A 12974-nucleotide genomic window follows, 5' to 3' on the forward strand; every position below is an offset into this window, starting at 1 on the left:
GAGGTTAAACGCCGCCGTTAAAAATCAGCAAACGCGTCAAGAGGCTTCCCGCCCCGCATTTCGAGGAAATCGAGCAGGCGGCGCGGCGTGACATTTAACACGCGTTCCTGCGGAAAATCCACCTCACGCGTAATGCGCAGACAGTGTTCGAAGTTGCCCAGCGTGAAAGCAGTATGGGAATCGGAGCCGAAAGCCAGCAAACCGCCGGCGTCGCGCACTGCCTCGGCGATAGCGCGACAGTTCGGCTCGCTGCCGCGGCGCGAGTGGGTAAAAGAGGAGTTATTGATTTCCAGCGCCACCTGGTATTCCGCCGCCGCCTCCGCAATCGCCCGGATATCGACCGGGAAATTGGGGTTGCCGGGATGGCTGATAATATGTACGTCACCGCTGGCCATAGCGGCGATCATCGCCTCGGTATGGGCGGCTTTATCCTGCGGAGCGAAAACCGGCTCGTGAAATCCGGCAATAATCAGATCCATCGCGTCAAGCATACGTCCGGTACAGTCGATCTCTCCGGCCCGGTTTTTTATATTCGCCTCAATGCCGCGCAAAATGCCGATGCCATCCACCACTCGCGGCCAGACATGCATATTGACAAAGTGCCAGTAGTGCGGCGCATCGGCCATATCGGGGCCATGATCGGTAATGGCAAACAGCTTGATACCTTTCTGTTTCGCCATGGCGATATAGTCGTGCAGCGTACTGTAAGCATGGGTGCTGGCTACAGTATGCATATGCAAATCAACAGGATACATCCAAACCTCCTCCTTCTGCGGCAAAGTGGTTCTTTACCGTTATCTCATTTAATAGCCGCGCGTCAGATCCACGCGTCCTTCCGGCTGCCGCCCCGCTTCCAGCTGCTGAATCGCGCCGGCGATATAGTTCATCGCCTCATCGGGCAGGGTTACGGCGGCATTATGCGGCGTAATCGTGACGCCGGGATGATGCCAGAAGGGATGATCCGCCGGCAGCGGCTCATTAACAAACACGTCCAGCGCGGCGCCCTTGATTTTATTATCATTCAGCGCCGCCAGCAGATCCTGCTCCACCACGTGCGCGCCGCGCGCCAGGTTCATGACAAAAGCGCCGTCGTTAAGGTGATTCAGCAGGCTGCGGTTAATAATACCGACGGTTTGCGGCGTATTGGGCAATAAATTAATTAATACCTGAGTGCCGGAGAGAAACGCCGCGAGCTGCTCATCGCCGTGAAAGCTTTCAATGCCGTCCAGCTGTTTCGGCGAACGGCTCCAGCAGCGCAGCGGAAATCCCCAGCCCTTGAGGCTTTCGGCTACGCCAAGCCCCAGCACGCCTGCGCCAAGGATGCCGATGGTAAACTCCTCACGCCGGTAGTTGGGCAGCGGCTGCCAGTGCGCCTGCTGCTGCTGGCGGCGGTAGTCGTCAAAGCGGCGAAACCAGCCCAGCACGGTGTGCACCGCATACTCCTGCATCTGCAGACCCATGCCGGTATCTTCAAGCCGAAACAGCGGCACGGCGGGATCGATCATATCGGGATAGCGCCGCAGCTGTCCCAGAATATCATCCACTCCGGCGCCGATGGCGAAGATCGCCTTCAGATCGCCACGTCCGCGCAGCATTTCTGGCGGCGCCATACGAACCAGCGCGTAATCGGCAGGCTGATTATCGCCCGGCTGCCAGAGACGCAAACGCGCCTGCGGCAGGCGCTGCTGTAGCCCCTGCCGCCATTTTTCCGCGCTGAAGGTGGGATGATAAAAGATAATGTCCATAGCGCCTCCATAGGGTTATTTCCCCCAAGGCTCAGGGAAAATGCAGGCGCTGGCAAGTAAAAATTAGCCAGCTGGCCGCGCCTGAGCCTGCGGCGCGGCTGACTGAATTAGCCTGCGCAGCAGCGGCATCAGGAACAGCATCACCAGGCCGACAGCCGCCGCGCCCCACCCCAGCAGGCTGAAGATATGGCTGTAGCCGGGATTAGTCAGCAGCGCGCTGCTGCCGCTGTTTTCCGGCATCAGCGCCGAAACATAGCCCGCCAGCACCGAAGCGACGCCGGTCACCATCATCCAGCAGCCCATCATGACGCCCTGATAACGCGCCGGCGCCAGCTTGCCGATCATCGCGTAGCCGATTGGCGAGATCAGCAGTTCGCCTATGCTCTGCAGCACATAGCTGATGAAGATCCACTTAAACGCCACCATGCCGTCGCCGCCCGCCAGCATAATTCCCAGCGGCAGCACCAGCATACCCAGCCCAATGCAAAACAGCGAACCGGCGAACTGCAGCGGGATATCGATACGCCAGCCGCGCTGACGCAGGCGGTTAAAGCCCAGCGCCAGCAGCGGCCCGCCAATTACGATCACCAAAGTATTGATATTCTGTACCCACTGCGGCGCCACGCGGATGCCCCAGACGTTGAGGTTAATATTATGTTCGACAAACAGCATCAGCCCCATGGGCGCCAGCTGGTAGAGCATCCAGAACACCAGCGAGCCCATCGCCAGCAGCAGATAGGCGGTCATACGCCGCCGTTCGTGATGCGGTCGATGACGCAGGGTGATAAAGCACATCAGCAGAAAGATCAGACAGCCCAGCGCAATAACGAAAGAGCCGGTAAAATCGGCATGCGTCAACATCACGCGGATAACCGGCACCAGCGCCACCAGCACCGCCAGGCCGATCAGCATACGCAGACGGAACTGACGTGGATTGACATGCAGCAACGGCGTATCGATATCTGCCAGAATTTTCCAGCGCAGCAGGCTGATAACGATCGCCACCGCGTTACCGAGCGTGGCAAAGAGAAACAGCGCCTGATAATGCTCGCCCAGCTGAAAATAACCGGCGCCGGTAAAGCCGATAAAGAAGCCGAGGTTCATCCCGGCATAGTTCCACAGGAAGGCGCCCTCACGGCGATGATCGTCCGGCGCAAATCGCTGCGTCAGCATCATGTTAATGCAGGTGACGTTAAGGCCGCTGCCGGTCAGGAACATCGCCAGTCCCCAGTAAAGCCCCTCGGCACTCTCCCCCGACAGCACCCAACAGCCGATAACCTGCAATACCATTCCCAGCACGAACAAATTACGGTTGCTGAGAAAACGCCCGCCCAGATAACCGCCGAACAGGTGCAGACCATAGTTAAAGGCGCCGAAAACGCCCATAGTCGCGTTCGCCTGCGCCTCGCTGAAACCGAGTCGTTTAGTGGCATACAGCACCAGGGTGGAATAGAGCACGGCAAAGCCGAGCGTGGCGAAGATCTGAATAAAAAATAGCGCCCCGGCCCCGGCCGGGCTCTCCTGCGGTTGCGCTTTGGTTGAACTGTTCAAGCTGACCTCAGTGTTTTTAAGCATCGAAAGTGCATCAGTATGCATCGTCTTTTATCAGGATGCAGTCTGATTTACGGTATCAGTTATTTCTTAGCTGTTTTTCGATTATTTTCACGGCGAAATGGTTTAAAACTGACTAAACGCATCATTTGCCGCAGAAAGTTGATTGACGCAAGCAGGTAAAATCCCTACATTAGCGCCCATCAACAGTGTGCCTGTTGATGACAATATGGTGAGGTGTCCGAGTGGCTGAAGGAGCACGCCTGGAAAGTGTGTATACGGCAACGTATCGGGGGTTCGAATCCCCCCCTCACCGCCATTATTCAATGAGAAAGCCTGAGCGAAAGTTCAGGCTTTTTTGTTTGCATAGCGTACCGGCAAGGGGGGTGATGAGAACCTCCGCCGGGTTCGACAACCGCGCAGCGGTTGGACAGCCGCAGGCTGCCCGCAGGGCGAGCGCAGCGAGTCAATCTCCCCCTCACCGCCATTATTCAACGAGAAAGCCTGAGCGAAAGTTCAGGCTTTTTTGTTTGCATAGCGCGCCGGCAAGGGGGGTGATGAGAACCCCCGCCGGGTTCGACAACCGCGCAGCGGTTGGACAGCCGCAGGCTGCCCGCAGGGCGAGCGCAGCGAGTCAATCCCCCCCTCACCGCCATTATTCAATGAGAAAGCCTGAGCGAAAGTTCAGGCTTTTTTGTTTGCATAGCGCGCCGGCAAACTAAATTACCATAATATGTATGTGTTGATTAGACTCCCGAAAAATACAGAAAAATTTCACAGGCAGCTGATGCAATACTAACCAGGCGCTGATTTTAGCTGAACAGTTCACCCGAACACAGCATGACGTAAAGTAAAAAAGAAGTTTAATATATCAACGTCATGCGTTCTTACGCCTCTGTTACTGCTGGTTAGCAGAGGCCAGCATAAGGTCTGTATATAAAGTAGAGGCTCAGGGTTAACCAGCCGTACGCAGTATATTTATAAACCTTTGCACATCCCATTCCTTGATATCTGAAACCTGACCATCGCCAATTTCAATTAAGCGAAGATCGCCCGCGGTGGATTCAGCCATATCTATGGAGAAAAATGGTGATTTAATATCATTTGCGATCTTCTGAACCACATCAGGAATAACATCATCTGCCGCAAAAACTTTATGGTTAAATGAGAAATAGCGCCGCTCGCTATCTGGCTTTAACTGTTCAAATTTTCTCAGGGCTACGCCGCCTTCTATTTCGCCACGAAACTGCTTAATGCCAGCTAATATTTCTTGTATCTCTTCAGCATTCCGCGCTACGGAGCCGCGCGATGTCGTAAGCGATTTAACATAGTCTTTTACAAACCAGGCAGGCCACTGAAGTGCTGACGTAACCTTGCTAAAATCATCGCTCTCTTTCAGGAAAATAGTTTCAGGCGTATAGTCACGACATAGTTCATACCAGCCGGTGATATAGTGGCAGGCAGCGTAATATTCAGGAGAAACCCACATCTCTGCGCCACAGTTGCTGACAGCATCATGCAGGGCGCGATATTCTTTTTCCTTAAGCATCCATCCTCGCCAGATGACAGGCTGCCCTGGTTCAAAACTCCCTGAAAACTTAATCTTTCCTTCATGGAAGGATTGGGAAGATAACAAGACAGATTTTAAACCCGCTTTCCTTGCGCTATCGCATTCAGCCTCAAAGGTTTCATCAACTCTGTTTGCGTTAAAATAATCGCCTGGATAAATTATTTGCATGCAACCCTCCTCTTATATAATGAGTAATTTTTGAATTTATTGTCGCAATAATACTTAAATGCCGCTAAAAGTACAGACGGGCAACGACTTGCATTCCCACTTAACCATGCTGTGATTTATAAATCAGCCCGGATCGATATGCAGCTTAAACAGCTCTGCACTTGCCGCAGGCTTACGATTTTGGTCAACTAATATTATATAAATAATAAAAGATAAATTAACTTAGATATACCCTGCTCTGCCATAAACGGTTGTCCCTGCCCTTTACAATAAAATTACTAGCCGCTTAATTAGCAGAATAAAAAATCAGGCAAAATATACAGTGAATATTGGCAGTATTAAATAAGACACACAAAGCAAGCTGCAATACGAGCGCGGCAATATCGCAATAATGATGTTTTTTTAACCTTTTAAATAAATTTTTGTATACGCTTAAGGCTTCGACAATCGGCTATGCCGCCTGCCTTGTAAACGCCCCCTTGCCTGTGCAACGCCAGGCAAAGGCGCTCGCTTATAACGGATCGGCATAAAGTCAAGGCGCTCACTACGCGACGCCTGTCGCTGCTCAAATTCCCCAAGCCAACTCACATTTCCCGCCCGCCGCCAGGCAAACCAGTAAATTTCGTCTAAAGTTTTTTGCATGGTCAATTACTTACAGGCTGTGTCTGGTCTGGACAAGGAGAACAATGATGACGAAAAAGGCCGTAACTTCTCACTGGAAAGGCGCCTTGCTGTTGCCTTTGATGATAACGGGCGCGCTGACTACGGGAACTTTTTATGCGCAGGCGGCGGAAAATCAGCAACGGGTGGAAGCGCCCCAGCCGCCGGATGTGCGACTTGGCCCGCTGTATCATGCGGTACAGTCGGCAAAGTTTTTCCCGGATCAGAAAACCTTTGCCGATGCGGTGCCGAAATTTAATCCGGCCTCGATTCTCGCCGACTGGCAGATGCAGAAAAACCAGCGTAATTTCGATCTGCGCCGCTTTGTGGAAAGTAATTTTACCGTGCCGGGCAAGCCTGAAGCCTATGTTCCGCCAGCCGGACAGAGCCTGCGTGAGCATATCGACGGCCTCTGGCCGGTGCTGACGCGCACTACCGATAAAGTAAACCAGTACGACTCGCTGCTTTCGCTGCCTAAACCCTATGTCGTACCGGGCGGGCGCTTCAGAGAAGTATATTACTGGGACAGCTATTTCACCATGCTGGGCCTGGCGGAAAGCGGCCACTGGGATCGCGTACAGGATATGGTCGATAACTTTGCCCACGAGCTGGATACCTACGGCCATATTCCTAACGGCAACCGCAGCTACTATCTCAGCCGTTCCCAGCCGCCCTTCTTTAGCCTGATGGTCGACCTGCTGGCGCAGCATGACGGCGAAGAAACTTACGAAAAATATCTGCCGCAGCTGGAGAAAGAGTATCACTACTGGATGGCGGATGCGCAAAGCGTCGCAGCCGGTAGCGCCAGCAAACGCGTGGTGAAACTGAAAGATGGTACGGTGCTGAACCGCTACTGGGATGCGCGCGACGTGCCGCGTACCGAATCGTATATGGATGATATTACCACGGCGCAAAAAGCGCCCCAGCGCAACAAGGCGGAGCTTTATCGCGATCTGCGTTCCGGCGCGGCGTCAGGCTGGGATTTTAGCTCCCGCTGGTTTGACGATCCCAACGATCTCGCCACTATCCGCACCACGGGAATCGTACCGGTAGATCTGAACGCTCTGCTGTTCCATCTGGAAAAAACGCTGTCGCGCGCCAGCAAGGCGGCGAATAAGCCGGATGAGAGCCAGCGCTATGCGCAGCTGGCGGAAAAACGTCAGGCCGCCATTAACCGCTATCTGTGGAACGATAAAGATGGCTGGTACGCCGACTACGACTGGCAGCACAGCAGCGTACGCACCCAGCTGACCGCCGCCGCCCTGTTCCCTCTCTATACCAAAGCCGCCAGCAGCGATCGCGCAGCGAAAACCGCTGATGCGGTAGAGAAACAGCTGGTAAAAGCGGGCGGTCTGGTTACCACCAACGTGCATAACGGTCAGCAGTGGGATGCGCCTAACGGCTGGGCGCCGCTGCAGTGGGTCGCGGTTGAAGGCCTGAATCATTATAACGAGCAAACGCTGGCGAAAGAGATCGGCATGCGCTTTCTGGAAAACGTTCAGGCTACCTATAATCGCGAACATAAGCTGGTGGAAAAATATGTCGTTGAAGGCAATCTCGGCGGCGGCGGCGGCGGTGAATATCCGTTGCAGGACGGCTTCGGCTGGACCAACGGCGTAACCCTTAAGCTGATGGATATGTATTGTCCGCAGGGCGTCACCTGTAACAACGTCGACGATATGAAAAAAAGGCCGTAATTTTCAGCTGGCCCGGCAGCAGCGCCGGGCTGTTTTTTCTGCTTTAACCCCCTGAATCCACACTATTTATCTGGATATATTCAGATAAATCTCTACTTGAATCGGAAACAGAGAAAGATAATAATTCTCATTAGTCTTTACAGTTACATGAGATTAACCGCTCATTTACTTCTGCCGGTCGCCGCTTTCACAGCGCGACTCTTTTGTCAGTTTTAAGGGATATCAAATGGGAATGCCTTTCAGCCTGAAACGTTCCGCGCTGCTTTGTTCGCTGGCGCTTGCCGTACCTGGTTTTGCCATTGCTGCCGATACGCTGGTCGTTACCGCTCAGCCAGCGGAAACCGCTGATTCACCCACCAGCGGCTATCGCGCCAAAACCAGCAGCGGCGCAACGAAAACCGATCGACCGCTGATTACTACCGGCCAGTCGGTTTCGGTAATTACGCGGCAGCAAATTGAAGACCAGGGCGCGATGGATGTTAACCAGGCGCTGAACTACAGCTCCGGCGTATTTACCAACTTCGCCGGCGCGGCCACCCGCTATGATACCGTTTCACTGCGCGGCTTCCACGGCGGCGACGTTGATAACACCTTCCTCGACGGCCTGCGTCTGATGACCGACGGCGGCAGCTATAACGCCTTGCAGGTCGATCCCTGGTTCCTGGAACGCATCGACGTGATTAAAGGCCCTTCTTCCGCACTGTATGGTCAGACCGTACCCGGCGGGCTGGTGATGATGACCTCCAAACGCCCGCAGTTTCAGCAGGAAGGTCATTTCCGGTTGATGGCGGGCAATAACAGTACGACCGGCGCCGCCTTCGATTATACCAATGCCATTAACGACCAATGGGCGTTTCGTCTGACCGGCATCGCCCGCAACAGCGATACGCAGTACGATCACACGCGTGAAGAGCGCTATGCCATTTCGCCTTCCCTGCTCTGGCAGCCCGACAGCGACACCTCTTTGCTGTTGAAAGCCTACCTGCAAAAAGATCCCTCCGGCGGCTATCATGGCTCGGTGCCGGGCGAAGGCAGCATTACCGAACGTAACGGCCGTAAGCTCAGCAACGGTTTCTATGATGGCGAAAGCGCAATCGATCAGTTTAAACGCCGCGAACAAATTTACAGCTACGTCTTCTCCCATCGCTTTAATGAGACCTGGGCTTTCCGCTCTAACGCCAGCTACACCCACTCCAACGTCGATCTGGATCAGGTCTACCAGATTGGCTGGATTGGCGACAGCAACCTGCTGGATCGCTACTACTCCGGCGAGCGCTCATCGCTGGACGCTTTCGCTATCGATAATCAGCTGGAAGCCGATTTTACCACCGGCGAAGTTGAACATACGCTGGTGCTGGGCGCCGATTATCATCAGTACCGCGACAGCCTGTGGGATGCCAGCGCCTATGTGGATCCGCTGAATGCCCGCACCGGCGTCGGCGGCGCGCATTTCTGGCAAAGCGCCTACAATCCAGCCGATCCTGACGCCGCTCGTACTCCCGGCCTCTACGCCTATAATCAAACGCGCCGCTATCATCAGACAGGCGTCTATTTACAGGATGAGATGGCGTGGAATAACTGGCATATGACGCTCTCCGGCCGCTACGATCGTCTGGTGGCGAAAAGCACCAACGATACTACCGATACCAGCCGTCGCCGCTCTGATGACCATATCAGCGGGCGCGCCTCGCTGCTGTACGCGTTCGATAACGGTGTTTCCCCCTACGTCAGCTACAGCCAGGCGATTACGCCTTCCAGCCTGCCGGACGCCAGCGGCGATTTGCTGAAGCCGACCACCGCGGAACAATATGAGGCCGGGGTGAAATATCAGCCAACCGGCACCTCGGATCTCTATTCCATTGCCGTCTACGATCTGACGCAGAAAGATGTCGGCAACCGCGTAGTTAACACCTCCTACTATGAACCCGCCGGAAAGGTGCATTCACGCGGGCTGGAGCTGGAGGCGCGTAATCAGCTGACGCCGCGCTTCAGTACCATCGCCAACTATTCGGTGACGCGCGTGCGCTTTAAAGAGAGCGTCGACGGCAACGACGGGCATACGCCTTATGTCACCCCGAATCAGATCGCTTCACTGTGGGGTTACTATAAGTTTGATTACGGCATCAGCGCAGGCGCGGGCGTGCGCTATATCGGCAAACAGTGGGCGGATAATGAAAACCGTACTCGTCTGCCTTCGGCGACGCTGTTTGATGCCTCTATTCGCGCCGATCTTGGCGTATGGAATAACCAGCTGAAAGGCGCATGGGTGCAGGTTAACGCCAATAACCTCACCGATCGCGAGTATGTCGCCGCCTGCTACGGCACCGGCAACTGCTACTGGGGCGCCGAGCGTTCCGTTGTCGCCACCGTTGGCTACGATTTCTGACCGGCGGTTAACGCTTTATCGGGTCAGGCGGTCAAACAGGAGGCTGACGCCTCCTTTGAATAGCAGATCAGGCGATCTCGCGGGTGACATGGCCCGTTCGCAATGACGCAAAAGACGGCATCCCTGCCAGCTCGGCCCGCGCCCTCCATGGCGCGGGACGCTTTGCTCTTCGGTCCACGTCGCCCGCTTTTTACACTTCTGAGCCGTATGCAAGAAGGCGCCTGCCTCCTTTCACACTTCTCGACAGCGCTAGCAGCCGCGCAGCGTGGCGGCAATCGTCTCCTGCCACGGCGTGGTGGGATGTCCAATCAGCTGGCTCAGCGTGCCGCTGTCATCAAACAGCCCGCCCTGCGCGGCGCCGACATCGGAATCCGCCAGCATCTCAGCCAGCCCCTGCGGCAATCCGGCCTCTGTCAGCAGCGTGGCAAACGCCTGCTGAGAAAGATTATTCCAGGCTACCGGCGTGCCGCTCTGACGCGCGATCTCCGCCGCAAACTCCGCCAGCGTATAGCTGCTGTCGCCCGCCAGCTCATAGATTTTTTCCTGCGGCGTCGCCTGCGTTATCACCGCCGCGGCTGCTTCAGCGTAATCCTGGCGCGTGGCTGATGCGATACGCCCTTCTCCCGCCGCGCCGTTAAAGGCATGGAACTGTAATGCGGCAGGAATGCTGGCCGCATAGTTCTCGGTATACCAGCCGTTACGCAACAGCGCAAAGCGCAGACCGGAGGCGCGCAGCGCCGCTTCCGTCTGACGATGCTCTTCCGCCAGGCCCAGCGGTGAACGATCGGCATGCAGCAGGCTGGTATAGGCGATAAAGCGCAGCGCATTTTTCTTCGCCGCATCAATTACCGCCTGATGCTGTGCTGCCCTTTTCCCTACCTCGCTGGAAGAGATCAGCAGCAGACGCTCAACGCCCGCCAGCGCCCGCTCCAGCGCCGAAGCGTCGTTGTAATCAGCCTGGCGAACAGCAATGCCCTTTTCTGCCAGATCGCGCGCCTTCTCCGGGCTGCGCACAACCGCCACAATCTCCTGAGCTGGCACTTTTGTTAACAGACTAGCGATAACCAGGCGGCCAAGCTGGCCGGTAGCGCCGGTAACTGCAATCATTTTCTTTCTCCTTAACAATAACGGTGGTGTCGAAACAGCCTAAAGGATAGACTTACTTAAAGTAAGTACTTACAGGAATGTTAGGATGAAAAAAAATAGTCAACCCGCCGCCGGGCTGGCGTTGGTGCGTGGAGAATTACTTAATCCCAACTGTCCGTCACGCGAACTGCTGAAGCGTATAACCAGCCGCTGGACAATGCTGGTGATGCTGGCCCTGCGGGAAAATACGCTACGCTTTAGTGAAATTCGCCGCGCCATCGGCGGCATCAGCGAGCGCATGCTGGCCCAGACGCTGCGTTATATGGAAGAGGATGGCCTGCTGATCAGAAAAGCCTATGAGGTGGTGCCGCCGCATGTCGAATATCGTCTGACGCCGCTGGGAAGAGAAGCCAGCAAGCATGTGCTGGCGCTGACCGACTGGCTGGAAAGCCATTTTCCCCTGATTGAGCAACAGCGTTCTGACAGGCAGAACGCCGGTTAACGTTAGCCGCTGACCGCAACAATGCGGCAGGCGCCGGCAGTGCCCCGTGCGCATACGGACGCTATGCCAGCTTGCCATATGGAGAGAAACCAACGCACCAGGCATCGCACAGCAAAAAGGAGGCCGAAGCCTCCTTTTTTACGTTCATGTTTTCACTATCAGTGGCGTACTTTACGGTAGATAAACAGCACCACGATGGCGCCAATGACCGCAACCACGAAACTGCCGAAGTTAAAGCCGTCAACGCGTCCAAAGCCGAAGAAGGTGCTGATCCAGCCACCTACCACCGCGCCAATGATGCCAAGAATAACCGTAATGATGAAACCGCCGCCGTCTTTGCCCGGCATAATCCACTTAGCGATGATACCGGCGATTAAACCAAAAATAATCCATGACAGGATTCCCATCTGTAGCTCCTTATTATTTACGACTAATTAACATACCAACAATAATGCCCACTACGGCGCCAGCACCAACGCCCGCCCAGGGGTTATTTCTCACATACGAACACGCCTGATGCGTTACGTTGTTCATTTCGCGACACAGTTCGCTGCCTGCTTCGCGGGTGCGATCATGTGCATAATCCAGCTGATTACGCGTTTCTTTTTTCGAAAACATTACCTGCCCTCCTGAAATCGGTTCGCGGTCGCACTGCTCATTCCACTTCTGGCAACAAGTATAGGACATGATTCTAACTCTGTGATTTCAGGAAAAACTTTCTGAGAAATTTTTTTAAAAAAATACCTGACGAACATAAAATTTCGCGCCGCGATGCCGATAATCCCGGAGTAACGGTACTTGTAACTATTTTTAACCACTCGCTGGAGCCGGACGTGAAAGAGCCAGACAATGAACAGTTTTATAAGCGCGGCGCGCTGGCCGTTTTGGGGGTGCTGCGAGATATCGGGCGCGACAGTACGCCGCTGCTGGTCTCCCATGCGCGCGGCCAGTTTATCAGCCGCCTGCTGTTCGTTGACCAGACGCAGCTGGTGATTGATTACGGCAGCCACGATTACGATAATCAGGTTACGCTGGAGGTGCGCGAACTGCGTATCAGTGCGGAAATGCGCGGCGCCAAAGTAGAGTTTACGCTGCCGCAGCTGCACGCCATCCAGCATGAAGGGCTGCCTGCGTTCGGCGCCCCGCTGCCGCCGGAGCTGCTGCAGATCCAGCGTCGTGAATATTTTCGTATCAGCGCCCCGCTCGATCCAATCTTCTACTGTCATGCTACCTGGCCGCAGGGCGGCAGCGCGCGCTTTCGTATGCAGGATCTGTCGCTGGGCGGCGTCGGCGTGCTGGTGGATAGCGAGCTGCCGGAAAATCTCGTCAGCGGCGATATCTGGCGCGGCCTGCGGCTGGATATGGGCGAATATGGCGAGTTTAAGGTTGATGCGCAGCTGCTGCATGTTGGCTGGCGCACCGCGGTCAGCAGCAAAAATGAAACCATCCATACGCCACGCCTGAGCTTCCGCTTTATCTCGCTCAGCGCCGCGCAGGAGCGCCAGCTGCAGCAGATTATTTTTTCCCTGGAGCGCGTGGCGCGCGAAAAGGCGATGCGTTTTCGCTGACTTCCTTGCTCCGCCTGGCAAAGGGATACGCCCTGAGCCAG

11 protein-coding genes and 1 tRNA gene are annotated in these 12974 nt (G+C 55.1%); 5 read left to right on the forward strand and 7 right to left on the reverse strand.

Annotated features, from left to right (window positions below; translation table 11 throughout):
- Positions 1–17: 17 nt before the first annotated feature.
- From FKM52_RS01040 to FKM52_RS01050, 3 genes are all read right to left on the reverse strand, one after another.
- Positions 18–755 (reverse strand): phosphatase, encoded by a 738-nt coding sequence (locus tag FKM52_RS01040; RefSeq protein WP_141174348.1) that lies wholly within the window; start codon positions 753–755, stop codon positions 18–20.
- Between the two features lie 48 nt (positions 756–803).
- A complete protein-coding gene (gene ghrA, locus FKM52_RS01045) occupies positions 804–1745 on the reverse strand; it encodes a glyoxylate/hydroxypyruvate reductase GhrA (RefSeq protein WP_141174349.1) in 942 nt (313 codons plus the stop codon).
- A gap of 63 nt (positions 1746–1808) precedes the next feature.
- On the reverse strand, positions 1809–3296 hold the full coding sequence (locus FKM52_RS01050; RefSeq protein ID WP_246085481.1) for a peptide MFS transporter: 1488 nt from the start codon (positions 3294–3296) through the stop codon (positions 1809–1811).
- 231 nt (positions 3297–3527) lie between these two features.
- Here FKM52_RS01050 and FKM52_RS01055 point away from each other — a divergent pair.
- A tRNA-Ser gene (locus FKM52_RS01055) sits at positions 3528–3615 on the forward strand.
- Between the two features lie 636 nt (positions 3616–4251).
- Here the strand turns inward: FKM52_RS01055 and FKM52_RS01060 are convergent.
- Complete coding sequence (locus FKM52_RS01060) at positions 4252–5034, reverse strand: ATP-grasp domain-containing protein (protein ID WP_141174351.1); 783 nt, start codon at positions 5032–5034, stop codon at positions 4252–4254.
- A gap of 689 nt (positions 5035–5723) precedes the next feature.
- Between FKM52_RS01060 and treA the strand changes: the two genes are divergently transcribed.
- Together treA and FKM52_RS01070 are read left to right on the forward strand one after the other, a co-directional pair.
- Positions 5724–7391 (forward strand): alpha,alpha-trehalase TreA, encoded by a 1668-nt coding sequence (gene treA / locus FKM52_RS01065; RefSeq protein ID WP_141174690.1) that lies wholly within the window; start codon positions 5724–5726, stop codon positions 7389–7391.
- A gap of 226 nt (positions 7392–7617) precedes the next feature.
- A complete protein-coding gene (locus FKM52_RS01070; RefSeq protein ID WP_141174352.1) occupies positions 7618–9777 on the forward strand; it encodes a TonB-dependent siderophore receptor in 2160 nt (719 codons plus the stop codon).
- Positions 9778–10026: 249 nt separating this feature from the next.
- On the opposite strand, the gene FKM52_RS01075 is transcribed toward FKM52_RS01070, so the two are convergent.
- On the reverse strand, positions 10027–10884 hold the full coding sequence (locus FKM52_RS01075; RefSeq protein ID WP_141174353.1) for an SDR family oxidoreductase: 858 nt from the start codon (positions 10882–10884) through the stop codon (positions 10027–10029).
- An 85-nt stretch (positions 10885–10969) separates the two neighbouring features.
- Here FKM52_RS01075 and FKM52_RS01080 point away from each other — a divergent pair, with 85 nt between their 5' ends.
- Positions 10970–11365, forward strand: coding sequence for a winged helix-turn-helix transcriptional regulator (locus FKM52_RS01080; RefSeq protein WP_141174354.1), 396 nt, complete (start codon positions 10970–10972; stop codon positions 11363–11365).
- Between the two features lie 158 nt (positions 11366–11523).
- On the opposite strand, the gene FKM52_RS01085 is transcribed toward FKM52_RS01080, so the two are convergent.
- Together FKM52_RS01085 and FKM52_RS01090 are read right to left on the reverse strand one after the other, a co-directional pair.
- Positions 11524–11772, reverse strand: coding sequence for a GlsB/YeaQ/YmgE family stress response membrane protein (locus tag FKM52_RS01085; protein WP_141174355.1), 249 nt, complete (start codon positions 11770–11772; stop codon positions 11524–11526).
- A 13-nt stretch (positions 11773–11785) separates the two neighbouring features.
- Positions 11786–11983, reverse strand: coding sequence for a glycine zipper domain-containing protein (locus tag FKM52_RS01090; protein WP_141174356.1), 198 nt, complete (start codon positions 11981–11983; stop codon positions 11786–11788).
- Between the two features lie 215 nt (positions 11984–12198).
- Between FKM52_RS01090 and FKM52_RS01095 the strand changes: the two genes are divergently transcribed.
- On the forward strand, positions 12199–12933 hold the full coding sequence (locus FKM52_RS01095) for a flagellar brake protein (RefSeq protein WP_141174357.1): 735 nt from the start codon (positions 12199–12201) through the stop codon (positions 12931–12933).
- Positions 12934–12974: the final 41 nt, after the last annotated feature.

Origin of the sequence: Mixta tenebrionis, assembly GCF_006517625.1 — a bacterium.
Classification (GTDB): domain Bacteria; phylum Pseudomonadota; class Gammaproteobacteria; order Enterobacterales; family Enterobacteriaceae; genus Mixta; species Mixta tenebrionis.

Bases quoted from the DNA above. Each gene is read 5' to 3' on its own strand.
- FKM52_RS01040 (WP_141174348.1), bottom strand. From the start codon at position 755: ATGTATCCTGTTGATTTGCATATGCATACTGTAGCCAGCACCCATGCT.
- ghrA (WP_141174349.1), bottom strand. From the start codon at position 1,745: ATGGACATTATCTTTTATCATCCCACCTTCAGCGCGGAAAAATGGCGG.
- FKM52_RS01060 (WP_141174351.1), bottom strand. From the start codon at position 5,034: ATGCAAATAATTTATCCAGGCGATTATTTTAACGCAAACAGAGTTGAT.
- treA (WP_141174690.1), top strand. From the start codon at position 5,724: ATGACGAAAAAGGCCGTAACTTCTCACTGGAAAGGCGCCTTGCTGTTG.
- FKM52_RS01070 (WP_141174352.1), top strand. From the start codon at position 7,618: ATGGGAATGCCTTTCAGCCTGAAACGTTCCGCGCTGCTTTGTTCGCTG.
- FKM52_RS01075 (WP_141174353.1), bottom strand. From the start codon at position 10,884: ATGATTGCAGTTACCGGCGCTACCGGCCAGCTTGGCCGCCTGGTTATC.
- FKM52_RS01080 (WP_141174354.1), top strand. From the start codon at position 10,970: ATGAAAAAAAATAGTCAACCCGCCGCCGGGCTGGCGTTGGTGCGTGGA.
- FKM52_RS01085 (WP_141174355.1), bottom strand. From the start codon at position 11,772: ATGGGAATCCTGTCATGGATTATTTTTGGTTTAATCGCCGGTATCATC.
- FKM52_RS01090 (WP_141174356.1), bottom strand. From the start codon at position 11,983: ATGTTTTCGAAAAAAGAAACGCGTAATCAGCTGGATTATGCACATGAT.